The sequence below is a fragment of the Pseudomonas lijiangensis genome, assembly GCF_018968705.1.
In the GTDB taxonomy this organism is placed as follows: domain Bacteria; phylum Pseudomonadota; class Gammaproteobacteria; order Pseudomonadales; family Pseudomonadaceae; genus Aquipseudomonas; species Aquipseudomonas lijiangensis.
Map to the genome: position 1 here is coordinate 3,747,566 of NZ_CP076668.1, position 25,231 is coordinate 3,772,796.

The 25,231-nt window shown below is 57.0% G+C and carries 26 protein-coding genes; 13 read left to right on the top strand and 13 right to left on the bottom strand.

What is annotated here, in order from left to right; translation table 11 throughout:
* The first annotated feature begins 2 nt into the window (after positions 1–2).
* The 3 genes from glcF to KQP88_RS15330 all read left to right on the top strand — a co-directional run bounded on the left by glcF (position 3) and on the right by KQP88_RS15330 (position 4,053).
* Positions 3–1,235, top strand: coding sequence for a glycolate oxidase subunit GlcF (gene glcF / locus KQP88_RS15320; RefSeq protein ID WP_216703520.1), 1,233 nt, complete (start codon positions 3–5; stop codon positions 1,233–1,235).
* 20 nt (positions 1,236–1,255) lie between these two features.
* Positions 1,256–1,663 carry a heme-binding protein gene (locus KQP88_RS15325; protein WP_198727511.1) on the top strand — a complete coding sequence of 136 codons (408 nt, stop codon included), beginning with the start codon at positions 1,256–1,258 and terminating at the stop codon, positions 1,661–1,663.
* A 212-nt stretch (positions 1,664–1,875) separates the two neighbouring features.
* Positions 1,876–4,053, top strand: a complete 2,178-nt coding sequence (locus KQP88_RS15330) for a malate synthase G (RefSeq protein ID WP_216703521.1) — start codon at positions 1,876–1,878, stop codon at positions 4,051–4,053.
* Positions 4,054–4,232: 179 nt separating this feature from the next.
* Here the strand turns inward: KQP88_RS15330 and gntR are convergent, their stop codons facing one another.
* On the bottom strand, positions 4,233–5,249 hold the full coding sequence (gene gntR, locus KQP88_RS15335; RefSeq protein WP_095066887.1) for an HTH-type transcriptional regulator GntR: 1,017 nt from the start codon (positions 5,247–5,249) through the stop codon (positions 4,233–4,235).
* 259 nt (positions 5,250–5,508) lie between these two features.
* On the opposite strand from gntR, the gene KQP88_RS15340 reads away from it, so the two are divergent.
* The 6 genes from KQP88_RS15340 to KQP88_RS15365 all read left to right on the top strand — a co-directional run bounded on the left by KQP88_RS15340 (position 5,509) and on the right by KQP88_RS15365 (position 10,383).
* A complete protein-coding gene (locus KQP88_RS15340; RefSeq protein ID WP_216705974.1) occupies positions 5,509–6,000 on the top strand; it encodes a gluconokinase in 492 nt (163 codons plus the stop codon).
* A gap of 124 nt (positions 6,001–6,124) precedes the next feature.
* On the top strand, positions 6,125–7,477 hold the full coding sequence (locus KQP88_RS15345; protein ID WP_198727514.1) for a GntP family permease: 1,353 nt from the start codon (positions 6,125–6,127) through the stop codon (positions 7,475–7,477).
* Positions 7,478–8,079: 602 nt separating this feature from the next.
* A complete protein-coding gene (csrA, locus tag KQP88_RS15350; RefSeq protein ID WP_002554157.1) occupies positions 8,080–8,268 on the top strand; it encodes a carbon storage regulator CsrA in 189 nt (62 codons plus the stop codon).
* 254 nt (positions 8,269–8,522) lie between these two features.
* A complete protein-coding gene (locus tag KQP88_RS15355) occupies positions 8,523–9,167 on the top strand; it encodes a hypothetical protein (RefSeq protein ID WP_200993263.1) in 645 nt (214 codons plus the stop codon).
* On the top strand, positions 9,167–9,580 hold the full coding sequence (locus KQP88_RS15360; RefSeq protein WP_200993264.1) for a phage holin family protein: 414 nt from the start codon (positions 9,167–9,169) through the stop codon (positions 9,578–9,580). The genes KQP88_RS15355 and KQP88_RS15360 overlap by 1 nt, the downstream gene beginning before the upstream one ends.
* Entirely contained in the window at positions 9,577–10,383 is an 807-nt protein-coding gene (locus KQP88_RS15365) for a DUF3618 domain-containing protein (protein WP_216703522.1), read from the top strand. The genes KQP88_RS15360 and KQP88_RS15365 overlap by 4 nt, the downstream gene beginning before the upstream one ends.
* Before the next feature lie 61 nt (positions 10,384–10,444).
* Here KQP88_RS15365 and KQP88_RS15370 read toward each other — a convergent pair whose 3' ends face one another.
* From KQP88_RS15370 to KQP88_RS15385, 4 genes are all read right to left on the bottom strand, one after another.
* Positions 10,445–10,681, bottom strand: coding sequence for a DUF465 domain-containing protein (locus tag KQP88_RS15370; RefSeq protein WP_200993266.1), 237 nt, complete (start codon positions 10,679–10,681; stop codon positions 10,445–10,447).
* Positions 10,682–10,742: 61 nt separating this feature from the next.
* Positions 10,743–12,179 (bottom strand): lysine N(6)-hydroxylase/L-ornithine N(5)-oxygenase family protein, encoded by a 1,437-nt coding sequence (locus KQP88_RS15375; RefSeq protein ID WP_253950492.1) that lies wholly within the window; start codon positions 12,177–12,179, stop codon positions 10,743–10,745.
* A gap of 638 nt (positions 12,180–12,817) precedes the next feature.
* Positions 12,818–13,099, bottom strand: a complete 282-nt coding sequence (locus KQP88_RS15380; RefSeq protein WP_200993267.1) for a DUF1652 domain-containing protein — start codon at positions 13,097–13,099, stop codon at positions 12,818–12,820.
* Positions 13,100–13,565: 466 nt separating this feature from the next.
* A complete protein-coding gene (locus tag KQP88_RS15385) occupies positions 13,566–14,048 on the bottom strand; it encodes a GNAT family N-acetyltransferase (protein ID WP_025260793.1) in 483 nt (160 codons plus the stop codon).
* Positions 14,049–14,282: 234 nt separating this feature from the next.
* Here KQP88_RS15385 and KQP88_RS15390 point away from each other — a divergent pair, with 234 nt between their 5' ends.
* Positions 14,283–15,227: an alpha/beta hydrolase gene (locus KQP88_RS15390; protein ID WP_216703523.1), complete on the top strand. Its 945-nt coding sequence runs from the start codon at positions 14,283–14,285 to the stop codon at positions 15,225–15,227.
* A 40-nt stretch (positions 15,228–15,267) separates the two neighbouring features.
* Here KQP88_RS15390 and KQP88_RS15395 read toward each other — a convergent pair whose 3' ends face one another.
* The 3 genes from KQP88_RS15395 to KQP88_RS15405 form a co-directional block, all read right to left on the bottom strand.
* Entirely contained in the window at positions 15,268–15,846 is a 579-nt protein-coding gene (locus tag KQP88_RS15395; RefSeq protein WP_236249884.1) for a hypothetical protein, read from the bottom strand.
* A gap of 10 nt (positions 15,847–15,856) precedes the next feature.
* Complete coding sequence (locus KQP88_RS15400) at positions 15,857–16,465, bottom strand: hypothetical protein (RefSeq protein WP_200993270.1); 609 nt, start codon at positions 16,463–16,465, stop codon at positions 15,857–15,859.
* Positions 16,466–16,771: 306 nt separating this feature from the next.
* The gene (locus KQP88_RS15405) at positions 16,772–17,299 is read right to left on the bottom strand and encodes a DUF3237 domain-containing protein (RefSeq protein WP_200993271.1); all 528 of its coding nucleotides are present in this window, start codon (positions 17,297–17,299) and stop codon (positions 16,772–16,774) included.
* Between the two features lie 291 nt (positions 17,300–17,590).
* Between KQP88_RS15405 and KQP88_RS15410 the strand changes: the two genes are divergently transcribed.
* Positions 17,591–18,022: a nuclear transport factor 2 family protein gene (locus KQP88_RS15410; protein WP_038399928.1), complete on the top strand. Its 432-nt coding sequence runs from the start codon at positions 17,591–17,593 to the stop codon at positions 18,020–18,022.
* A gap of 24 nt (positions 18,023–18,046) precedes the next feature.
* Here the strand turns inward: KQP88_RS15410 and KQP88_RS15415 are convergent, their stop codons facing one another.
* From KQP88_RS15415 to KQP88_RS15430, 4 genes are all read right to left on the bottom strand, one after another.
* A complete protein-coding gene (locus KQP88_RS15415) occupies positions 18,047–18,889 on the bottom strand; it encodes a CAP domain-containing protein (protein ID WP_216703524.1) in 843 nt (280 codons plus the stop codon).
* A gap of 177 nt (positions 18,890–19,066) precedes the next feature.
* A complete protein-coding gene (locus KQP88_RS15420) occupies positions 19,067–19,882 on the bottom strand; it encodes an oxidoreductase (RefSeq protein WP_216703525.1) in 816 nt (271 codons plus the stop codon).
* Between the two features lie 10 nt (positions 19,883–19,892).
* The gene (locus KQP88_RS15425; RefSeq protein ID WP_200993274.1) at positions 19,893–20,684 is read right to left on the bottom strand and encodes an SDR family NAD(P)-dependent oxidoreductase; all 792 of its coding nucleotides are present in this window, start codon (positions 20,682–20,684) and stop codon (positions 19,893–19,895) included.
* 76 nt (positions 20,685–20,760) lie between these two features.
* Positions 20,761–21,855 (bottom strand): alkene reductase, encoded by a 1,095-nt coding sequence (locus KQP88_RS15430; RefSeq protein ID WP_200993275.1) that lies wholly within the window; start codon positions 21,853–21,855, stop codon positions 20,761–20,763.
* 168 nt (positions 21,856–22,023) lie between these two features.
* Here KQP88_RS15430 and KQP88_RS15435 point away from each other — a divergent pair, with 168 nt between their 5' ends.
* Positions 22,024–22,599 (top strand): TetR/AcrR family transcriptional regulator, encoded by a 576-nt coding sequence (locus KQP88_RS15435; RefSeq protein ID WP_200993276.1) that lies wholly within the window; start codon positions 22,024–22,026, stop codon positions 22,597–22,599.
* Here the strand turns inward: KQP88_RS15435 and KQP88_RS15440 are convergent.
* Entirely contained in the window at positions 22,596–23,333 is a 738-nt protein-coding gene (locus KQP88_RS15440) for a GNAT family N-acetyltransferase (protein ID WP_200993277.1), read from the bottom strand. The two genes, KQP88_RS15435 and KQP88_RS15440, sit on opposite strands and share 4 nt — an antisense overlap.
* 390 nt (positions 23,334–23,723) lie before the next feature.
* Between KQP88_RS15440 and katB the strand changes: the two genes are divergently transcribed.
* Positions 23,724–25,202 carry a catalase KatB gene (gene katB / locus KQP88_RS15445; RefSeq protein ID WP_236249886.1) on the top strand — a complete coding sequence of 493 codons (1,479 nt, stop codon included), beginning with the start codon at positions 23,724–23,726 and terminating at the stop codon, positions 25,200–25,202.
* Positions 25,203–25,231: the final 29 nt, after the last annotated feature.

Sequence of the window (25,231 nt, forward strand, 5' to 3'; positions counted from 1 at the left end):
CCATGCAGACCACCCTCAGCGAACACGCCAGACAATTGCCTCGCGCCGAAGAGGCCGAGCGCATCCTGCGCAGTTGCGTACATTGCGGTTTCTGCAATGCCACCTGCCCCACCTATCAATTGCTCGGCGATGAGCTGGACGGCCCTCGCGGGCGGATCTATCTGATCAAGCAGGTGCTGGAAGGCAATGAAGTCACCGAGAAAACCCAGTTGCACCTGGACCGCTGCCTGAGCTGCCGCAATTGCGAAACCACCTGCCCGTCCGGCGTGGATTATCACAACCTGCTGGACATCGGACGAGCCGTGGTGGACGCCGCCGTGCCTCGCCCGCTGGGCCAGCGCCTGTTGCGCGACAGCCTTCGCCATGTGGTCCCCAACGCAGGGCTGTTCAAGTCCCTGACGCAACTGGGCAATACCTTTCGGCCATTGTTGCCTGACAGCCTCAAGGCCAAGCTGCCGGTCTCGATACACCCGGCGGGCACTCGCCCGGCAAACCGCCACGAGCGTCAGGTTCTATTGCTGGAAGGTTGCGTGCAGCCCGGCCTGTCGCCCAATACCAATGCCGCGACCGCACGGGTGCTGGATCGTCTGGGCATCAGCGTGCAGCCTGTCAGCGAAGCCGGTTGCTGCGGCGCCGTGGACTATCATTTGAACGCTCAGGACACCGGACTGGATCGGGCGCGGCGCAATATCGATGCCTGGTGGCCCGCCATTGAAAGCGGCGCCGAATCCATCATCCAGACCGCCAGCGGCTGCGGTGCCTTCGTAAAGGACTATGGTCATCTGCTGCGCCATGACCCTGAATACGCCAGCAAGGCCGAGCAGATCAGCGCCTTGAGCAAGGATCTGGTGGAAGTGCTGCGCGATGAACCGCTGCAGACGCTTGGCATCAAGAGCGACCTGCGCGTGGCGTTCCACTGCCCTTGCACCTTGCAGCATGCACAGAAACTTGGCGGCGAAGTCGAACGGGTGCTGACGCGTCTGGGCTTCAACCTCACAGCCGTGCCGGACGGGCATTTATGCTGTGGCTCGGCGGGCACCTACTCCATCACCCAGCCAGCGTTATCACGTCAATTGCGCGATAACAGAATGAACGCTCTGGAAAGTGGCAAGCCAAACGTTATAGCCACTGCCAATATCGGCTGCCAGACTCACCTGTCGGGCGCCAACCGGACACCGGTAAGGCACTGGATCGAACTGATCGACCAGGCCCTCAACCCTGCCGAATCTCACTGAAAACCACTCTGGAGAATCCCATGAAAATCAAAGCCGTTCTGACCCAGACCGAAGTCAGCCAGATGCTGACTGCCGCCCGCAACGAGGCGCTGGCCAATGACTGGGCGGTGTCCATTGCCGTGGTCGATGACGGTGGTCACCTGCTGGCCTTCGAGCGTCTGGACGGTGCAGCCGCGATCAGCAGTTACATCAGCATGGAAAAAGCCCGCACTTCCGCGCTGGGTCGCCGCGAGTCCAAGGGTTATGAAGAGATGGTCAATGGTGGTCGTACGGCATTTCTCAGCGCCCCTTTGCTGACATCGCTGGAAGGCGGCGTGCCGGTGATTGTCGATGGCCAGGTCATCGGCGCCGTGGGCGTTTCCGGTGTGAAAGCCGATCAGGATGCCCAGGTGGCCAAGGCCGGGATTGCGGCGCTGAACGCCGATTGATTGCCGATTTTTCGCGACTGAAGTCGCTACAGAACATTGCTGATCGGTCAAGGCACACACAACACTTGTGGGAGGCAGCTTGCTGGCGAAAAAGGCCCTGAAACTGGCAGAAATTCTGCGTCTGTACGCAAAAATCGCCACCCACAAAGTAATTCATTGACCTTGACTGATAGGTATTACGCCCACAAAACCACCAGGGATGAGGCCTGACCATGACTGATTTCATTAAATGCCAACGCTTGAAAGTGGCGGTCACTCTGCAACGCTTCGTCGATGAAGAAGTCCTGCCGGGCACCGGAATCGATCGTGAAGCGTTCTGGGAGGGATTCGATGAGCTGGTTCATGACCTGGCTCCGCTGAACCGCGACCTGCTGGCCGAGCGTGATCGTCTGCAAGGCGAGCTGGATAAATGGCACAAGGCACATCCCGGCCCGATCAGCAATATGTCGGCCTACCGCAGCTTTCTGCAATCCATCGGTTATCTGCATCCGGTACCGGAGCAGGTCTGCGCGACCACCTCCAATGTAGACCTGGAAATCAGCGATCAGTCCGGCCCGCAACTGGTGGTGCCCGCCAGCAACGCCCGCTACGCCCTGAATGCGGCCAATGCCCGCTGGGGTTCGCTGTATGACGCGCTGTACGGCACCGATGTGATTCCCACCAGCGAAGGTGCTGAAATCAGCGCCGGCTACAACCCTCTGCGCGGCGCCAAAGTCATTGTCTTTGCCCGCGAACTGCTGGACGAAATCGCGCCCCTCGCCCGTGGCACGCACATCGATGCCCGGCATTACGCAGTCAACGATGGCAAGCTGGTGATCAGGCTGGCCGACGACAGCGAGACCGGTCTGCTGCAGCCGGAAAAATACCTCGGCTATCAGGGCGACCCTCAGCATCCTACTGCCGTGCTGCTAAAGAACAATGGCCTGCATGTCGAAATCCAGATCGATCACAAACACGCCATCGGCAGCAATGATGTGGCCGGTATCAAGGACCTGCTGATCGAGTCGGCGCTGTCGACCATCATCGATTGCGAAGACTCGGTGACGGCCGTGGATGCCGACGACAAGGTGTCGGTCTATCGCAACTGGCTGGGCCTGATGAAGGGCGACCTGAGCGAAGACCTGGTAAAAGGCGGCAAGACCATCACCCGCAGCCTCAATCCAGATCGCGCCTACAAGGCAGCCAACGGCGGTGAGCTGAAACTGCCGGGCCGCTCGCTGCTGCTGATTCGCAACGTCGGCCATCTGATGACCAACCCGGCCATTCTGGATCGTCAGGAACATGAGATTCCCGAAGGCATTCTCGACGGCGTGATAACCAGCCTGATCGCTCTGCATGACCTCAAGCGCCGTGGCAATTCACGGGCAGGCAGCATCTACATCGTCAAACCCAAGATGCATGGCCCGCAGGAAGTGGCCTTTGCCGATAATCTGTTCAGCCGTATCGAGGACCTGCTCAAGCTGCCAAGACACACCCTGAAAATGGGCATCATGGATGAAGAGTGCCGCACCAGCGTCAACCTCAAGGCCTGTATCGAAGCGGCTTCGGCGCGGGTTGCGTTTATCAACACCGGTTTTCTGGATCGCACCGGCGACGAGATCCACAGCGCCATGCAGGCTGGCCCGGTGCTGCGCAAGGGCGACATGAAAAACACGCCCTGGATCAAGGCTTACGAGCGTAACAATGTGCTGGTCGGTTTGAACTGCGGCCTGCGCGGACGGGCGCAGATCGGCAAAGGCATGTGGGCAATGCCTGATCGCATGGCTGACATGCTGGAGCAGAAAATCATCCATCCACAGGCAGGCGCCACTACCGCCTGGGTGCCCTCACCGACCGCGGCGACGTTGCATGCCCTGCACTATCACAAGGTCGAGGTGCGCAAGATTCAGGAAGAGCTGCAACAGATAAAACTGGCCGATATCAGCGAACAACTGCTGGATGACCTGCTAAGCATCCCGGTTGTCGACAAGCCTGACTGGTCTCTGGATCAGATCCGCGCAGAAGTCGAAAACAATGCTCAAGGCCTGCTCGGTTATGTGGTGCGCTGGGTCGAACAGGGCGTCGGTTGCTCCAAGGTGCCAGACATCCACAACGTCGGGCTGATGGAAGACCGGGCAACGCTGCGCATCTCAAGCCAGCACATGGCCAACTGGCTGCAGCATGGGGTCATCAAACGGGAGTTCGTGCTCGGCATTCTGGAGCAGATGGCCAGAGTGGTCGACAAGCAGAATGCCGGAGATTCGCACTACCACCCCATGGCGACGGACTTCAAGAAATCCGTCGCCTTCCAGGCCGCCTGTGCGCTGGTGTTCAAGGGCAGCGAACAGCCCAGTGGTTACACCGAGCCGCTGTTGCATGAGTTCCGGTTGGAGTTCAAGAAAATGAATTGAGCACATTCTGTAGGAGGAGGCCTGATTTCAAAAAAACGAGGGATAGGGTCACAATCCGTGGGAGGGGCCTTGGCCGCGACGACTTGCTTACAGGCAACACATTTTCAGCGCCTGAAAGCTGGCTGTCGCGGCCAAGGCCCCTCCCACAAGTGACAGGCATGCATTATTCGCTACAGGGATCAGGAGCTTTCGCGCACCACCAGTTCAAAACCCAGATCCACATGAGGTGGCTGGGCCAGCCCTTCAAGCAGGCCCAGCAGTAGTTGTGCGGCACGCTGGCCGACCTCCTGGCGGGGGGTGCGGATCGAGGTCAGGCGCGGGACCATATGGGCCGAGCCTGGCAGATCGTTGAACCCCACCAGGGAGACCTGCTGCGGAATCGCAATGCCACGACGCAAGGCTTCCAGGGATGCGCCCTGTGCCAGGTCGTCGTTGCAGAAAAAGATCCCGTCCACATCCGGATGCCGATCCAGCAACTGAGCGAACAACTCGCTACCCAGACCGATGGAAGACGGTTGCGGCGTCGAGACTTGCAGCTCGGGGTCGAACAGCCCGGCCTCTTCCAGCACCTGCCGAAAACCCGCACCACGACGCAATACCCGTGGGTCGAGCTGAGCGGCCATATACACAAGACGCTTGCGACCGCGCCCCAGCAGATGACGCGCTGCCTGGGCTCCGGCGTCTTCCTGGGAAAAGCCGACACAGTACGCCTCGCGTTCGGTGTCCAGCTCCATCATGTGCACACAGGGAATGCCGCTGGACTCCAGCATCTGGCGCGCCGCCGGTGTGTGGTCGAAACCGGTCAGCAGGATGCCTCTGGGCCGGTTGACCAGATGGTTGCGCAGCAGTTTTTCTTCTTCGTCGGGGGAGTAGTGATAGTTGCCGATCATCACTTCCAGCCCGCGCGTACGCAGAACGCCCTGAATGGCTTCCAGGGTTTCGATGAACAACTGGTTGGAGAGCGACGGCACCAGCACCACGACCGTCTGGCTGCAGGATGAAGCCAGGGCCCGGGCTGCGGGATTGGCGACATAGCCAAGGTTCTGCGCTGCCGTGCGAACCTTGTCCACCAGCTCCGGCGCGACAGTGGCAACACCACGCAATGCCCGTGATGCCGTGATAGGCGATACGCCAGCCAGTTGCGCTACTTCATTGAGGGTCGGACGGCCTGTCGAGCGGGAACCAATGCGTGTCATTTATTGCCAACTAACATAGGGGTTGCAAAAAGTGTTCATTGCCCCCTAAGGTAGCGCTGTCTCATGGACCGTGACAATGCTTTCTCGCGGCTGATCACTGCGCAGAACAGCCTGCAATGGCATGGCTACACCTAAAACAACGACAAGAACTGGAACAGACCAGACTGAATCTTTTGTCTACCGGACAAAGACAGCGCTGTCTCCAGATGAGGTATCTAATGTGACAACTGCGAAAACTGCTATTTCCGCCATCGTGGTGATGGGTGTTTCCGGCTGCGGCAAGAGTGTGGTCGGCGCAGAAATTGCCCTCAACAGTGGTGGTCGCCTGATCGAAGGCGATGTCTTTCACCCTGCCGCCAACATCGAAAAGATGAGCGCCGGTATCCCCCTCAACGATGAAGACCGCGCCGGCTGGCTGACCCGCCTGGGCGAGGAAATGGCTGCTGCCCTGGAAAACGGCGAGCGACCGGTCCTGACCTGCTCTTCCCTCAAGCTTCGCTACCGCGAACGCCTGCGCGAAGCCGTACCGGGTCTGGGCTTTGTCTTTCTGGAGTTGAGCAAGGAAGTCGCAACCGACCGCTGTGCCCACCGACCGGGGCACTTCATGCCGGCCAGTCTGGTGGACAGTCAGTTTGCGGCACTCGAGCCACCCCATGGTGAACCCCGGACACTGATCGTCGATGCGACTCAGTCCGTAGACACCATTGGCAAGCAAGCTGCGGCATGGTGGGAAGCCTCACGAGTCGGCTAAAGGCGTGAGCGCGAAAGACAGCGCTGTCTCAAAAACGGGACAGCGTCGAGTTGCAGGGCGAGATCGCTCCAAGATCACGCCATTGAATGGCTCCTAAAAACAAAGACAACCGGAGAGACCTCCCATGTTCGGTATGACCCATGAGACGTACCTGCTGATCGATGCGCTGGTAACCGTCGTCGGCCTTGTGCTGCTGATTACCAAATTCAAAGTCCACCCCTTCGTTGCACTGACCATTGCAGCGGGCTTCCTGGGCCTGACCTCCGGGATGCCGGTGGAAAAGGTCATGAAATCGTTCCAGGACGGTTTCGGTGGCGTACTGGGCTTCGTCGGTATCATTCTTGGCCTGGGCACCATGCTCGGCAAGCTGATGGCCGACTCGGGCGGCGCGGATCAGATCGCGCAAACGCTGATTCGCACCTTCGGCAAGCAGAAAGTGCATTGGGCGATGATGCTGTCCGCGTTCCTGGTCGGTATCCCGCTGTTCTTCGAGATCGGCTTCGTACTGCTGATCCCGCTGGTGTTCATCGTGGCGCGTCGCACTGGCGTATCGATCGTCAAGATCGGTATCCCGCTGCTGGCAGGCCTGTCGGCCGTTCACGGCCTGGTACCGCCGCATCCGGGTCCGCTGCTGGCTATCGGGATTTTCGGTGCCGACATCGGCAAGACCATTTTCTATGGCCTGATCATCGCTCTGCCGACTGCCGTCATTGCAGGTCCGATCTATGGCAAATGGATTTCCAGATACATTCCGGGCACGCCTTCCCAGGAGCTGATGGATCAGATCGCCAAGGAGTCGAGCACACAAAACCTGCCTGGCTTCGGCATCACGCTGGTGACGATCCTGCTGCCGGTATTCCTGATGCTGCTCAAGACGTTTGCCGACGTGGTATTCCCGCCGGAAAACATGTTCCGCATCTGGATGGACCTGATCGGTCACCCGATCAGCGCCCTGCTCGCAGCCCTGCTGCTGGCGTTCTACACCTTCGGTTCGGCACGTGGCTTTGACCGCACCAAGATCATGAAGCTGCTGGACCAGAGCCTGGCACCTGTCGCGGCAATCGTTCTGATTGTCGGCGCGGGGGGTGGTTTCAAACAGATGCTGGTGGCCAGCGGCGTGGGTGATGTAATCGGCAACATGGCGGTGCAGGCGCAGGTCAACCCGCTCCTTCTGGCCTGGCTGGTGGCTGCGGTCATTCGTATCGCGACCGGCTCTGCGACTGTCGCAACCATTACCGGTGCCGGTATCGTTGCTCCAGTAGTGGGCCTGATTCCGGGCGTCAACCGTGAACTGCTGGTATTGGCTACCGGTGCGGGTTCGTTGATCCTGTCCCATGTAAACGATGCCGGTTTCTGGCTGGTCAAGCAGTACTTCAACATGACCGTGGCAGAAACTTTCAAGACCTGGACCGTCATGGAAACCATCCTCTCGGTGGTCGGCCTGATCTTTGTCCTGTTGCTGTCGATGGTCGTTTAACGACGTCCGATGCAATGAAGTCTTCGCGGACACTAGATGCCCGCGAAGACTGTTTCCCTGCCCCGGCATCGTTTTCTTACATGCCGCCCAAGACCCGTCCTTTATACGAACCCCGCACTTGAGCGAGCCCCGTGAACACAAGGCTCTGGCACACTGCGCGCACCTGCATGGCGCTGTAAAACGCGCTCGGATTCAGCCTGAAATCCTATTTCCTACGCTCAACTACACGCTTTCACTTTGAAATATCAGAAAGCTCGGGCAATGTTTCAAAGTAATGCCTACGCTTACATATGTCGGGGAGTTGGCCTTCTCAACGCCCTCCTGAAAGCTGGCGGTAATGGCGAGGTACGCTGCGGCTCACGTTACTTTTTACTTTCCACCAGTAATTACGGGCATTTTCGTGCCAAAACGGGCAGAATTGGCGTACTCGTCGTATCGATGATGCAAATCTCGATGACAAGAAAATGACCCGAGGGAATTAATTTCAACGCTGCAACGTCATACGATGGATGCATTTGGATGTACTCGGCAACAATCACCACGCAAAGGCAAACGCCAGCCTCTTGAGAGAGGCGTTTCAAGAGGCCATCAAGGAAAAGATTATGTTGATACTCACTCGCAAAGTAGGCGAAAGCATAAACATCGGTGACGAAATCACCGTGACGATTCTTGGCGTTCAAGGACTGCAAGTCCGGCTAGGTATCAATGCACCGAAAAATGTCTCCGTGCATCGTGAAGAGATCTACAAGCGCATCCAGGCAGAACTGGCTCCAAACCAAGACCCACAATAATTCCCGCGACACCCTCCTCTATTCAGCTGATCTGCCGTCCAATCGGCAGATCGGCCATACGGCGCCTCAAGGGGCGCCGTTTTTTCCCCCTGCCTTCAAGCCCCGCCACTCCCGGCCCTGACCACTTGTCATTCACCCGGAACATCGCTTCAACCCCGTAAGTCCACCTCAAGCAAGCAGATCAATGCCAGCCCGTTGTACGTAGTGAGCCGCGCATTCTCTTTTACCTGACGACACGAATACGGTGAATGACGATGGCAACCATCAATGACCCCACCATCAGCGGCAGCAGACCGACAGGCCAGGAGCCTTTGTCCGGCTTGCATGACGACACGCTGAATCCTCTGGACCAAACGAAGGAGCAAGACAACGCGCCATTCGATCAGTATCGCGACACAGCAGCGGATCAGATCGACAATCTGGCAAACGACGCCCAGTCAGCCGCAAGACAGATCTCGGACAACGACACCCTGGGCCTGTCCCGGTACGTCTCGGATATCGCCCAGGGTCTCAATGGCCTGGCAGAAAAGCTGCGAGGCAAGAATACCGATGAATTGTTACAGGATGCAGGAAAGCTGGCCCGTGATAATCCGATGCTGTTCATCGGCGGCAGTGTTGCCCTTGGCCTGGGGCTTTCACGGCTACTCAAGGCATCGATACCCGCCACAGACAGCACCTCTTCGGCCAGCGACACCGCTTACGACCCCATCAGCCCGTCGACACTTGCCGCAGAAGAAATGGTCGCCACTCACCCGCACTCCGACGATGTCCTGCACAGCGCCAGGCCCGGAATGGGCATTCCCGATAGTCCTGCTGCCACCGAGTTCAACGATGATCCTGTCGATGACCTCTCCCGTACGGGCTCTACCGGGAATGACCTGCCGAAAGGAGGTGTGTGATGAAGACACCACCCGATATTCCAGAAGGGTCCGAAAACGATACTTCGGTACTGGGCCTGATCCGGCAACTGGCGCATGAGGTCCCCGCGCTGATCAACAAGGAAATAGCGCTGGCCAAGGCTGAAATCAGGGAGTCGGTCCAGACCTCCAGGCAAGCACTCATGTCCATCGGCATCGGTGCAATCATGATTCTGGGCGGCTTTATCGTCCTGCTGCAGGCAGTGGTCTATGTGCTGACCCACTTCATGGCCTCATGGCTGGCGGCCCTGATTGTTGCCGTGGTCGTGATGATCGTGGGTTATCTGATGATCATGGCCGGCAACAAGAAGCTCGAGCCCTCCAACCTTGCACCGGAACGTACCGCCAGCACCTTGCAGAAAGACAAGGACGCCATCCAGAGGAAAGTCTCATGAGCATAGACAGCAGCTTCGACACCCCGGAAAACTTTGAGGCGCAATCGCAAAAGAGTCCGGAAACCCTGGAGCAGGAAATCGATGAACAACGTTCCAATATCGGCAATATCGTCGATGCGCTCGAAAAGAAGATATCCCCTGGCCAATGGGTCGATCAGGCCCTGGCCTACGTTCGGGAAAACGGCGGCGAGTTTGCGGGCAATCTGGGCAATAACGTCAAGGCCAACCCGGTGCCTGCCGTGCTGGCATCGGTGAGCATACTCTGGCTGATGCTGGGCAGCCGCACGCCCTCCCCCGGCCCTTCGGTGATCGATAACGCCGGCAGGAAGGTCAGCGACATCGCGGGAAGCGTGGGCGACAGCCTGAGCAGCGCAAAGGCACGGATTCAGGAAACCGCAGCCCGCATGAAAGACAAGGGTAGCCAGGTGACTGACAGTCTCGGGGAGAAATTCTCGTCCTCCTCAAGCCACGGCACAGGCGACACGCTTCAGGAAAAACGCCTCAGAATGCAATCCAGCGCCAGCACTCTGTTGCGCGAGCAGCCCATGACCGTTGCCGCCATAGGCTTGGCGGTGGGGGCGATCATTGGCGCGGCCTTGCCCGCCAGTGAGCGTGAAAAGCAGTTGATCGGTCAGGCCCGTGACAAGCTGATCAAGACACCTGCACAGCAAAATGGCCAGGAGCGGTTTTCGTCGACAGGCACTGGCCCCACTCCCGGCGGGTCGTCCTTGTCGGACCGGCATGACGGCCTTGGCGAACCCTTGCCGGGCACCTCGTCAGGAACCTCGCCCGGCCTGGGGTGAGGCTCAGGCAAACAGCCCGGCAGAGGCCGGGCCGTTTGCAACGGTCATGGTTTAATCGCTTTCACTTGAGAAGACACTGCACGATTCTGTCCTTCACCAGCAGACGTCTTTCCTTGAGTTTCTTGAGTTCATCGTCAGCAATCCCACCCGCCAGTCCCTTTTCGGCATCGATCACCCGAGTGTCTGCATCGTCGTAGTCAGCGAGCAGTTGCTGCAACTTCGCATCGCCCTTGCTGCGCTGTACAACCTCTTCCCGGGTCAGTTGCAAATCCGCGAATAGATCATGTTTGACTGGCATGGATGACATCTCCTGTAAAACGACTGAATCATGAGCCTAGCATCTAGACTCCAGGCACGACTCAGCCCTGAAAGTTCAGGACAAGCGACGTCTGGGGCGCCCATACGGGAGCGCGTTCTTCCCGTTGCAACACATGGCTCTGACGGGAAGGTTCGAGGGACAGGGTCTTGTCCTGCAACCTCGCCAGTACGGCGTCGATCACCGCCCGGCTGGCATCATGGTGAAACTGCCAGACGCCATAGATACGCCCATCGAAAGAGGGTTCGCTGCCCAGTTTCGGGTCAGCTTTCAGGCCAGCGCCTATGCCGAACAGATGCAGCCCCTTCAGGCGACGGCCGAACTGATCAAGCGGACAGCCCGATGCATCGGAATCCAGCCCGCCCTTGGTCTCAGACAGACGCAAGGCACGACCGTCCGGGTCAGTAAGGGACGGCAAGCGTGGCTGATACCCCGTGCACTGCACCACCACCCCGGACTCGGCCAATGCCTGCTCCGCTTTTTCATAGTGCCCGTCAGGCCCGCCGTTGGTCTGCAGCAATTGCACGCGAACGCCCGTCTTGCCGATCCGTCCGTTCCTGAGCGCTTCGCAGCCGATATCCAGCGCTCTGTAGCGCAAGCCACCGGAGCGGTTGATACGGCCCGATATCGGACAGATATCGGATTGCGGATCAAACTCATAACCGGCCGCCACGGCCTGCTCGGCACTTTCATAGAACAGACGAATTCGCGTGCGGTGGATCAGAGTCACTTCCTGCAGACCGGCGAACTCCAGGGCATCGGCCAGGTTCTCCAGGACCGAAAAGGCACTGTGGGAACCTCCGACCACTGTTATTCGTCTGCCACTGGCCAAAGCCGGCGCGAAGACTTCACGCAGTTGAATGGCGTTCATGCGAAGGAGCTGGTCAGAGCTCTGGATATTCATGGAAGTCGACAACACCAGCCCATCCTCGGCCAGACCACGAACCAGATGCCGGGGATCCTGACGACCACCCAGGTTGAGCACCAGGGTTCGGCAATGGATCAGGCGCATGCAGCCTTCGGTTTCCACCTTGAGGCAGAACCCGTCTTCTTCACAAATCACCTCGGTAATAGTCGTGCAACGCCAGATCTTCGCCCCGTAATGACGAACGATATGGTTCAACAGCAGGCTGGATGCCTCAGCCATCAACTGGCCGACATCTGACAACTGCGGAGCACTCTGGGCCTGGCCTCTGATGCGCCAGTAGGCCGGTGAAGACTCCAGAGGCTTGAACACCTCACTCAATGCAGGGTCTCGCAGGCAATCAATGAAGACATCCCCAACCGAGTTGGCCGTGATGCGGTACTGCCCCAACATCCCCGTTCCGGGATTGTCGCTGGCATCGACCACGATCAGGCCATTGCGCGCAATATCGGCCAACGTACCACTTTTCAACGCGTTGAATAAAAAGCCCATGCCCGCGAGCCCGGCGCCTCCTACAACACATCCACATGCTGTTTCCAACTGTTCTTCAAACATGATGAGGCTCCATCGTCATATAAATACGTTGGTGCAATCCAGAAGTTCTGGAAGTTCTACGCAGGGCACAACGCTCAAGAAAAAGAGCTTGAGCAAAAGAATGCTTGTTATTTATTCATGAGTCGCGCATCACGGCATTGATACAGAAGCGAGATTCAAAAACCCTTGGCTCAGCATAAATAATTTCATATTCAATAAAATTGAACATAAAGCTACCGCCAGCCCGTTAAATGGACAGGGATCGAACACTCAAGAAACCTGGGACATATCCAGCCGAAACCGGATAGAAGAGAAAGGGTTGAATGAATATTTGCAAAGAACCGGCAAAGTGTCAAATAATCCGCAAAGCCCGCTTACAAAATGACAATTTTCTATTAACTACATGATAAATATGGGGATATTTTTTTGACACCTCGACAGGCAGCCCATGAAGACCATTTTCCCGGCAATTCATGCCGTTTTATTTTTACATCGCATGGCTGAAAATCCGCAAAAGACCAACGCCAGCAAATTGACCCTTCGCAAGAACATGCGTGTGTCATACGAAAAGACTCAATAAACGCCCACACTGAAACGCCCCGGTCATTGATGAACGAGGCGTTGTGAGAATATCGCGTTACGAGGGAGCCTGAGACGACTCAGGCTATGTGATAGTGGGGTTGAAGCTGTGCGTGGTGAGCATGCTCATCGCGCAGCTCAGCGACCAGATCGGAAATATCACGGCTGGTCTTGAGCCTTTCCAGAGAAATTCCGGTTACTGAAAGCTCTATACGTCCGGTGGATGGGTCAGTGATCTGCACCGACAGGGTGGTCCTTGCGGGCGAAAGGCCCGGCACCACCGTACAGGTACAACTCAACGGTAAAAAAGCAACTTCAATGATATTTCGCAATTCCAGCGTAGACAGTCCACAAGCGATCATTTGCCATCTCCTTATTTTCAAGCGCTGCAGGTTTCAGCAGTTTGCCAATGCTTTTTTAGTTTCCCGCCCAAGCAAGACATTCCATTGCCCGCCAACTAATTACTGACACTTACTGCATATAAACCTGTTTATACGCCTCTCCTTTCTGCCAGGCAAATGTCTCACCTGCACACCAATATAGCACCTCACTGGAATTATTCAGGATAATTGGCAGAAAAAACGTTTCACTACAGCACTTCAGCGCTTTTATGCTCACGCCCGCCAGAAAAACAACTTATTTATCCATTGAAAAGACTGACAGACGGTTCAGGAACCGACGAAAAACAACAGCAGGCGTAATGCCGATCAATCAAGGCACACCGGTCACTTGTGGGAAGGGCCTTGGCCGCGCCGACTTGCTTACAGGCAAAACATTTCAGCGCCTGAACGGGCTGTCGCGGCCAAGGCCACTCCCACGAACAGAGTATTAATCCGGTGTTCTGGGCAAACGCAGGTGGATCAGGGCCACACGCGCCCCATGCTTGTCTCTGCGCTCTTCAATGGCAAAGGGTCGAAAACCCATGCGCGGATAAAACAACAGGCCTGGAACATTGTGGTTGAAGCATGACGCCGTCAGCTCGGTGGCCTCGTGCTTGTCGAACGCGATATTCATCATGCAATTGATCATATAGCGCCCGACCCCCTTGGCGCGGGCCTTGGGAGCAATGATCACATTGCCCAGCGAGCAGCGGCCCCGAAAGTCCGAACGGGAAAAATTGGCAAAACCGACCACCTCGCCATTCATCTCGATAACGGTGGAGTCAAAACGATTCTCCATGGCTTCTTTGAGCTGAGGCGCTGTCAATGGATAGACCGCCCGGGGAAACATGTAAAACAACTCGTCGGCATTCTGAGGCAGCTCACACACGATAGGGATGTCTTTCTCTTCCATGGGACGGTGATGGAACATTGAGCGGTAACCTCTCGGAGAATGTGAATGACAAGCGATAAGACTCTATACGACCCGACAGATTCCGCACCGCCGTATGACAGAATCAAGACATAAAGTCCTGCCGGACGCTACTACTAAGACTATCGGCTCTCTGACGGGGCAATATTCTGTAACCGATTTTCCCCGCACCGGCTTGCAAGGCGATGGCAGAACCGGCATTTATTTCACTTTTGTTGATCGGACGTCGCTCTCATGCCGATATTCTCTCTTGCCCGCATCAAGGCCCGCCGATTTACGTGGGCATGCATGGCGGCCCTCATCATCGGCTTGCCCGTAGGCTGTGCGGTACTGGAGCACAAGGAGCGCGAACTGGTCTTTCGCATCGAGCCCGGCAATGCCAGCTGGTACAGCGGCCTGCCTGCCGACGTGCAGGAACTGGAGCTCAATACGCCCTCCTTTGGCACATCGCAGAATATCCACGCCTGGTGGTGGCCTGCGACGCGCAAGGATGCTCCGGCGATTCTGTACCTGCACGGCTCACGCTGGAACCTTACCGGCCAGTTGTTCCGCATCGAACAATTGCGGGCACTGGGCTTCTCGATTCTGGCCATCGACTACCGGGGCTTTGGCCAGAGCATGGGCCAACTGCCGTCTGAAGACACCGTCTATGAAGACGCGCGAATTGCCTGGGATCGCCTCAAGCAGTTACAACCAGACCCACAGCGCAGGCTGATCTACGGCCATTCCCTGGGCGGTGCCGTGGCCGTGGACCTGGCTGCCGAACTGGGGCGTGACGCCAGGAAAGACGATACACCGACCCAGGCTCGAGGACTGATCATCGAATCCACCTTCACCAACCTGGCCGACGTGGCCGCTGCCATCGCCAATACCTCGCTGCCGGTACGCTGGCTGCTTTCCCAGAAATTCGATTCGCTGGACAAGATCGCAGACATTCACATGCCGGTGCTGATCGTACACGGCACCGACGACCGCTATGTACCGGCACGTTTCAGCGAGGAGTTGTTCGAGGCGGCACAAGAGCCGAAAAACCTGTTGCTGGTGCCAGGCGGCACTCACAACAACAGCATGCGGCTGGGCAGACAGGCTTACAGTCAGGCCATCCAGACATTGCTGAAGGCGACGGCATCACCGGAGCAGGCGAAGAAAGAAGAGAACAGGCAGAAGCAGGCGGGGTGAAGGTTGCCGTGCCGAATTGCTTCGGCACGGCATCGATCGGTCAGATCAGCCCTTTGCCGGCGGCTTCTTCAAGAGCGCTACGTGCCAGTTGCTTGACCAGCAGGTCCGTGGACTCGTTGAAAGGCACCGCAAAGATCAGGAGCAACTGAACCCAGGTCGTCAATTTCTCTTGTTTACGTACCTGGCCCAGCTTCTTGCCGTCCTTGTCACGGAAGGTCAGCTCAAGCGACAAGGTGTTATCAAACGTATTGGGGATCAGGAAAAGAGTGAAACCTGTCAGAAAAGCGCCTGCCAGATTACCTTCCTCATGATTGCGCAGCGTCGCGGTGACGTACACATCGGATGATTGCTGCTCGGTTGTAACCCCGGAAAAACGCTGGCTATCCTTGAACTCCTGAAGCAACAGCTTTTCCAGACCTGCGATATTGGTATTCGTGTTCATCGCATTGTCGTTATGAGCATACTCGGCAAGCACTTTGAGGTAGACGGCAGGCTTTTCCTGCTTGGCCGCAGCAAGCGGCCACTGCCCTGCTGGTGTCAACTCGTGATGGGAATACGTCATGCAGCCTTGCAGGCTCAGGGAAAAAACAATGGCCAGCAACGCAAGAAACTTGTTCACGGAAATATCCTTATTCTTTCGGAAGTTGTTGAGTGGCATCTTTGAGCAGGATGTTGACCAGCTCGGTCAACTGATGGGAACCCAGGGTCATGTTGTAATAGTCGTTATCCCAGAACCCCGTGTTCTGATCGCGCTTGACCACCTGCCGTGAAGACGCCAGTTGCTTGCCGGTGCGATCCGTGATGCTCAGTTCACCTGCAAGATCATAGGTATCGACATAGATAGGGCCGTTGACCCAGATCCAGACCGTCAACGTCAGCAAGGCACCAGGAAAGTAGCCAGGGTGAGGCGCACGCTTGCCCTTGAGAGAGGTGAAGTTGAATGTCAGCTCGACATCCTTCTCGCCGACCTTGGCCGGGAAGACGATCATTTTCTGGAAGAACTCGCCTCGCTCGATGTAGGTATTGATCTGGCTGGTCAACTGAACGCCGATATTACGGCGTACGTCAGCTTTGATGCTCTCATCAGAAACCTGTACATCCTTGACCGAGGCCCCCACAGGCAAGGTGTGTTCAGCCACTTCAATGGGAGGGGCAATCGGGCCAGCAGGCGTGAAGGAGACACACCCCGTCAACATCAGCCCCACGAAGCCGATCACCGCGCACTGCAACTTATTCATTTAACGAACATCCTTGAGATGTAGCCGAAAAGCGCCATCTGACCTTGAAAAAGTAAGGGTATGCCACAGGCTCTCGCCTGTCCGTGGCACGCAAAAGATGGCTAAGCGCCATCTAGGGCGGCGATTGTAACCACTCCGTATCAGGCTTGCTAATCAATTGATGCTGCGAGGAAAGGTGCGACAGCGGGATGCGAGGGGGGAGGAAGAAGCTTTACGGGGCGATGCTTACGCCAGGCGAATTCATATAAGCATCTCGGGGACAGTTACAAAACCAACGCTCCGACCCTGGAGCGGCAATTCTGCACTTCAGTATTTGATTCGATAAATATTCAACAAGGTTTCATTGGCATATATATATTCCACCTTGCCGATAAAGGCGCTGTGCTCCAGCCAGTCATTGGGGCCCATGGCGACCTGGAATCGCGGAGTGCAGGTACATTCATAATGACCGGCAGTAACAGGCCATACACCGTCCTGAATTTCCTGCTGACCGGTTTCATCCAGAACGAGCACGCCTTCATTGATGACGTTGATCAACTCACCCAGGTCCGTGCGCAAGGTAAAACGTGCATTCAAGCGGGCAACTTCGCCAGAATTCTCGATAAAGAAATCGGAACCGCCCGGCAGCACCACGCCTTGAAACTGCTGGCCGAAGAACTCACCGCCCACAATGGAAGTATTACTGCGAAGACCGTCACTGCATATGCCCAGAAACGTCGGGGCATCGGTGCGCAATGTGATAGTGAGAACCTTTTCCAACAAAGGAACCTTTGTTGTTGCAGTCAGGGCGCGCTCGGTTCTCTTGCGAGAGTCGTTAAAGTCAATGACATTCATATATACCTCTCGCTTTGTCTATGTGCGTAAGTCAGCACATATCATCATTACATTTTCAAGTCATTAAACTATCAGGAATTTACCAAGTTTCTGCTCATCCCAGTTTGCTTGTCAAGATAATTGTACTGGCCAGTTTACTTAATATGATAAAGGTCACATTAACGATCCCGGCAACAAATCCTTGCCATCCTTCTAAAAAAGACTAAGTTGTACGATGACGGATGAGATCTGGAGATCCACTCGCCAGACCGATCGTCCGCCCTACTCTAACTACAAGAAAAGGACCTGTTCATGAAAAAGCTCAAACTGCTTGTGGGTTTTCTGTGTCTCTTTACGGGATTCGTATCCGCCGCACCCTCCTCCGATGAAAACGATGTGGCGGCTGCCGTGGACAAACTGACCCAGGCCATGTGGCACAAGGATATCGGGCAACTCAAGGCGCTGACCGCAGACAACCTCTCCTACGGCCACTCCAGCGGTAATATCCAGGACAAGCAGGCATTCATTGCCGACATCGAAACCGGGAAAAGTGCTTTCAACGAGCTGAAAATGCTCAATCAGAAAATCATTCTATCCGGCGATGTCGCCATGGTCCGCAATCACTTCTCGGCTCAGGCGGTGAACAGCGGCAAAGTGGTGCCGACTGAAATCGAGAACTTCCAGATCTGGCAGAAACAGAACGGCCAATGGCTGTTGATTGGCAGACAAGCGTTCCGTTTCTGATTCAGGCCATACGGACGGCTGTGTTCACTGCGAACCGAACATGGCCGTCCAGTAAATCCCCGCATCGCTCTTGGGATCTATGGCATAAGCGGCGCCCAACTCCCGGAAGCCCGGATTCATCAGGTTGGCGCAGTGACCGGGGCTGGCCAGCCAGCCATCGACAACCTTGCGTGTGGTGTCCTGGCCAGCGGCGATGTTTTCGCCGATCTGCTGGGCGATGTAACCGGCAAGCTCCGCCCGGTCTCCCGGCGTACTGCCGTCGCGGCCCTTGTGATCGAAGAAACTGTTATTGGCCATGGACCGTGTATGCCCTTCGGCCGCCGTCGCCAAGGTAGCGTTCCAGGTCAGCGGCGTCGTGGCATTGAAGGCCTGGGTGCCACATTGACGTGGCTGGTTACGGGCCGTATTGATCAGTTCAAGCAGCTTCTGACCTTCGGCCTGCCAGTCTCCCAAACGCGCAGCCAGCAGCGAGCGCGCCAGTACGATGCGCCACTCCCGCCCTTCACGACTCACACCAATATCGACGAATTGCGGGTCCAGCACCACCTGACAAAAACTTTCCTGCACCGCTTTCATCGCAGACTGCGCATCTCGCGGCCCGGACAGGCTGATGGCCTGCACTGTCACCATCGGATAGGACGCACGCGCCAGCGCCTGCTGCAAATCGCCCGAACCGGTGGCAGGCAAGACCAGTCGCGAATCGCTGACCAGTGGCGGCAGCTCCATGGAAACCTGCCCCCCACAGCGCTGAACCTGACTGCGATAGAGATTGATCGATTCTGCCAGTTGCGTTTCTTCGGTAGCCAGCGCATCGACGGAAGACAACGACACCACAGCAATAAGGAAAAGGGATGACAAGACGCGCATGAAAGAGCCTACCTTTGGACCGGACCTGCACATGATGCGCGATTTGCCCGGCAAATTGCACTCTGCCGGGTACAGCCTGACTCATCGCGAATAAAGTGCAGTCACCTCCTGGGCAGGCAATGGCTTTCTACAGGGGAAATCAGCCAGCCAGGCGGCGTGCCTGGCTGCCGAAAAAGCTCAGGCATCCAGTTGCAGGTTCTTGCGAATGCCAGCATCCAGCACACTCGCGGGCGCGAATCGACGCAGGAACTGCAACTGTCTGGCGGTCTTCCCGGAGGTATAGCGAAGCTTCGGCCGCTCGGCCTTTGCGACCTGCAACACGACGTCGGCAACAACCGAAGGATCGTCAGCATTCGCCATCGCCTGCCTGATCACCGTCATCATTTTTGCGCGAATCGACTCATATTCCTTGAGCGGTGCATCCGGCTTGATGGTGTTGGCATCGAACTGTGTCTTGGTATAGGCAGGTTCGATAACCGAAACCCTGACCCCACGGGTCCGCAATTCATGATCCAGTGCCTGGGAATAGCCCTCTACCGCATGCTTGCTGGCGGCGTAAAGCGCAACATAAGGCATGGGAACCACGCCCAGAATCGAGCCTATGTTGATGATCCGGCCACTGCCCCGCTCAATCATGTGCGGGACAATTGCACGGGTCATGCGCACGATGCCCAGAAAGTTGGTATCGAAAACCGCTTTGGCCTGCTCGATCGAGCTTTCCTGCGCAGCCGCTGGGGCAATGCCGATCCCCGCATTATTGACCAACAGATCAATACGCCCTTCCAGTCTCAACAACTCGCTGACCGCCGCATCGACGGAGGCATCGTCAGTCACGTCCAGCGCCAGTAACGGGAAACGCCGCTGACCCGCATGATCGGCGCGTCGGCTCGTGCCATAGACCGTGTAGCCCGCGGCCAGGAGTGCATCAGCCGTGGCTTCGCCGATACCTGAAGACGCGCCCGTCACAAGTGCCACTGGTTTATTGGCTTTCATGAAAGCACCTTCAGCGCGAAACAGTCTGATAACGTTCTGCGGCATGCGCCTGCCTGATCTCCGACAACAGGCCTTGCCGCGCAGCATCCAGAGCGTCCCAGCGTGCAGCCTCGTGCAAGGGCGGAATCGTCACCCCTTCACGCCGGTCAAAGCCGACCAGAGCGGCATCTACCAGTTCGCCCACTTCCATCACTTCAGGCAGCGTATTGATATCAATGCCTGCACGCTCCCAGATCTCGGTGCGGGTTGAAGCTGGAAGAACGGCCTGTACATAAACCCCTTTGGGGCCAAGCTCCAGACTCAGGCCTTGAGAAAGGAAGAGCACGAAAGCCTTGGTCGCGCCGTACACCGACATGCCGAATTCCGGTGCAAAACCGACCACCGAGCCGATATTGACGATGGAACCTTCACCCGCTTCTACAAGCCTTGGAGCGATAGCACCAGCGAGGCGGACCAAGGCCATTGTATTCAATCCAACCATTCGGTTGAGGTCGTCGGCAGTCTGGTTGAGGAAACCTCCGGACTGGGCGATACCGGCATTGTTGATGAGGATTCCGATGCGGGTGTCATCGCGCAGACGCTCCTCGACGGCACTCAGATCCTCGGCGCGAGTGAGGTCGGCCTGAAGAATGTCGATGGTGACGTCATGTTCCTGGCGAAGATTCGCGGCAAGGGTTTCCAGCCGTCCCTTGTCGCGGGCGACCAGTACGAGGTTGTGGCCACGGCGTGCGAAGCGTTCGGCGTAGGTTGCACCGATGCCGGAGGAAGCGCCGGTGATGAGGACTGTCGAAAGGCTGGTCATGGGGTTGCTCTCTTGAGTGAGGGGAACGAGTACCGGAAAAGATGCCGGGCCACGTCAATCCGTGGCCCTGCCGGCTTTACTGCGCTTGAGAATCTGCGAAGGTCGGATAGTCGATATAGCCCGCCGCACCACCGCCATAGATCGTGGCCGGATCGGGCGCAGCCAGAGGCGCTCCGCTGCTCAATCGCTCGACCAGATCCGGGTTGGCAATGAACGGACGTCCAAAGGCGAACAGGTCGGCCTGATCCTGGTTGAGCCGGGAAGTGGCGAGGTCCAGGTCATAGCCGTTATTGGCGATGTAGGTGTTCTTGAAGCGCCGACGCAGGGAGTCGAAATCGAACGGTGCCACGTCACGAGGCCCGCCGGTCGCACCCTCGACCACATGCAGATAGGCAATGCCCAGAGCATCGAGCTGATCGACGATGTAATCGAACTGAGCCTGCGGATCGCTGCTTGAAACCCCGTTGGCTGGCGAAACCGGCGAAATACGAATACCGGTACGTTCAGCGCCGATCTCGGCGACCACTGCCTGGGTCACTTCCAGCAACAGCCGCGCACGATTTTCGATGGAGCCGCCATAGGCATCGGTGCGCAGGTTGGAGCCATCTTTGACGAACTGATCCAGAAGATAGCCATTGGCACCGTGAATCTCGACGCCATCGAAACCCGCAGCGATGGCGTTTGCCGCAGCCTGGCGGAAATCATTGACGATGCCCGGCAGCTCATCGAGCTCCAGAGCACGGGGCTCGGAAACATCCACAAAGCTGTTGTTGACGAAGGTTTTGGTCTGGGCACGGATCGCAGACGGCGCAACCGGAGCAGCGCCATTGTTCTGCAGATCGACGTGGGAAACACGTCCGACATGCCACATTTGCAGGAAGATGCGCCCACCCTGGGCATGCACGGCATCGGTGACCTTGCGCCAGCCGTCGATCTGGGCCTGCGAGTAAATGCCCGGCGTGTCCTGATAACCCTGCCCTTGCTGGGAGATTTGCGTGGCCTCTGAAATCAGCAGACCGGCCGACGCCCGCTGGCTGTAGTAAGTCGCGGCAAACTCGCTTGGCACAAACCCGGCACCGGCGCGATTGCGCGTAAGCGGCGCCAGAACGATCCGGTTGGAGAGCGTCAGGGAGCCAAGGGTGTAAGGCTCGAACAAAGTCTTGTCGGTCATGTTTCCTGCTTCCACGTCGATTGGGAGAGTTGCTACAGGAGCAGCGTCGATTCCTGTAGCGAGCCGCCACAATGATGATGATCATAATCTTAATCGTCAACAGTTTTGATGATGAACGACATCAATGTATAGTGACCACCTGAGCGTCAGCAAAAAAGGCATCCGGATATGAGAGTCAGCAAAGCACAGGCACAGGCGAATCGGGCGCACATCGTCGAGACGGCTTCCAGACTGTTTCGTGAACGGGGTTATGACGGCGTGGGCGTCGCGGATCTGATGGCGGCGGCAGGCTTCACCCATGGCGGGTTCTACAAACACTTCGGCTCCAAGGCCGACCTGATGGCAGAAGCCGCTGCGAGCAGTTTTGCCAAGAGCGTGAGCAATAGCGAAAACATGAGCGTTGAAGAGTTCTTCACGCTTTATCTGTCTCGCCAGCACCGCGATGCGAGGCATGTGGGCTGCACGATGGCAGCGCTCTGCGGAGATGCGGCGCGCCAAACCCCGGAAGTCAGGACCACGTTCGCCGAAGGGATCGAAAACATGCTCGAAAAAGCCGGTTCCGAAGGCTCGGACACCAGCGATGCAGACCAGCAGCGAACCCGAATGGTCAGCATGCTGGCCCACGCTGTAGGCGCAATCGTATTGTCACGCTCCTGCCCGGATGACTCACCGCTGGCGGATGAGATTATCGATGTGTGCCGGGCGGAGATACTTGCGAACTTTTCGACGGACGTTAAAGCCTAGGCTTGCGAGCCACTCACCAGTACAGGCCCACGCCCGCCACTGCGCAATGCGCCCTCACCCAGGCGTTCCACCACCAGCGCTGCGGCGTGACGGGTCATCTCGTCCAGATGCCGATCGCGCTTTTTCTCGGCGTCCACCATGGCCCTCTTCCCGTGTTGCTTGAGCAGGTACGCATGAATCTGCTGCACCTCCACTGAGCGATAGATGGGTGCGACATCCAGCACGGCCAGCAGGCCATCCGTGCCATGGTCCCGGGTGTTCATGATGACTTGGGGCCCACGCGCGCCAATCACCTGAAAACCCAGCGACTCGAAACACGGCACCTTGCCAGTGACACAGCAGAGTTCCGCATGCGGGTAACGGCCAAGCATTTTCTGCAGCATGGCTCGTGCGATGCCACGGCGGCGGTGGTTTTCCCGTACGGCCATATACGCCACGGCACAGGCCTGAGGATCATCCTTGACCGGCAAGTACAGGACAAAGCCGGTCACGATGGAGGGATCCTCTTCATCCAGCGCCACGATCAGCTCCACCGCAATGCCTTTGGAGCCGTCCATCCCATCCAGGTAGAGATGGACCTCGTAGCCGATGCCGTATTGATAAAGGTTGTAGAGCGGGTTGCTCGGGGCGATGGCGACCATGCTGATGTCGGTGACGTAATCGACCACCATCTGCAGAATCTGGCTTTTGATGGCTTCGGGAGGTGTGGCTTCAAGCAGGGTGACAATGGACATCAAGCGTGTGGCTCCGGGGCTTACCCATGACAATGTGGCAGCGCCATCATAACGCGCCAGAGCCTGAAGCACGGAAGAATAAAACGCCTACCCGAAAGCACACTTGCCCGACATACAGATAGCCACTATCTTAACATCATCGCAAAAAGAGAAACTTCAAGAAACATATTAACAGCGACATACAAATAACAGTTCTCATCTACGCCTCATTGTGTCCCCCTTATGTACGTCATTCACATTTATCTCAATCGCCCCGATTAGTTTTTACGATTACAGATAAATGCTCAGCGGCCTAGGATAAGTCCGCTGAATACAAAAATATGAGGGATTCAAAAAATGCCGTTTTTAAACTGGTCTGGCCAAGTGCTGCGTTTGACTGCTGTCGGCTTAATGGTTATTCCGACCGCTTATGCAGCTGATACATTAACCCGCGACAATGGTGCCCCGGTGGGCGATAACCAGAACTCACAGACTGCCGGTCCTCAAGGGCCTACGCTGTTGCAGGATGTGCAGTTGCTGCAGAAACTCCAGCGTTTCGATCGCGAGCGCATCCCTGAGCGTGTGGTTCACGCCCGTGGTACAGGGGTTCGTGGTGAGTTCACCGCCTCGGCCGACATCAGCGACCTGAGCAAGGCCAAGGTGTTCAAGTCGGGTACAGCGACCCCGGTTTTCGTGCGTTTCTCTTCCGTCGTGCACGGCAACCACTCGCCTGAAACATTGCGCGACCCCCATGGTTTTGCTACCAAGTTCTATACCGCCGATGGTAACTGGGACCTGGTGGGTAATAACTTCCCCACCTTCTTTATTCGCGATGCCATCAAGTTTCCCGATATGGTTCACGCCTTCAAGCCTGATCCTAGAACCAACCTGGATAACGACTCGCGCCGTTTCGACTTCTTTTCCCACGTCCCGGAAGCAACTCGCACTCTGACACTGCTGTACTCCAATGAAGGGACACCTGCGGGTTACCGCTTCATGGACGGCAACGGTGTACACGCCTACAAACTGGTGAATGCCAAGGGCGAAGTGCATTACGTGAAGTTCCACTGGAAATCGCTGCAAGGCATAAAGAATCTTGATCCGGCACAAGTGGCTCAAGTGCAGTCCAAGGACTACAGCCACCTGACCAACGACCTGGTTGGCGCGATCAAAAAAGGCGATTTCCCGAAATGGGACCTCTACATTCAGGTGCTCAAACCAGCCGATCTGGCGAAATTCGAGTTCGATCCGCTCGATGCCACCAAGATCTGGCCTGACGTACCTGAGCGCAAGATCGGTCAGATGGTCCTGAACAAGAACGTCGATAACTTCTTCCAGGAAACCGAGCAGGTCGCCATGGCTCCGGCCAACCTGGTACCGGGTATCGAGCCTTCCGAAGACCGCCTGCTGCAGGGTCGCGTGTTCTCCTATGCCGATACGCAGATGTATCGTCTGGGCGCCAATGGCCTGAGCCTGCCGGTCAACCAGCCGAAAGTTCCGGTCAACAACGGCAACCAGGATGGCGCGATGAACACTGGCCACACCACCAGTGGCGTCAACTACGAGCCAAGCCGTCTGAGCCCGCGTCCGTCCGATACTCAGGCTCGCTACAGCCAGTCTCCAGTAAGCGGCACCACCCAGCAGGCGAAGATCACCCGCGAGCAGAACTTCAAGCAGGCTGGTGATCTGTATCGCTCTTACAGCGCCAAGGAACAGACCGATCTGGTCCAGAGCTTTGGCGAGTCGCTGGCTGACACCGACACCGAAAGCAAGAACATCATGCTCTCGTTCCTCTACAAGGCTGATCCAACCTACGGCACTCGGGTAACCGAAGTGGCCAAAGGCGATCTGGCCAAGGTCAAGGCCCTGGCTGCAAACCTCAAAGACTGATCAAGTCGATAGCCGGCCCCGCAAGGGGC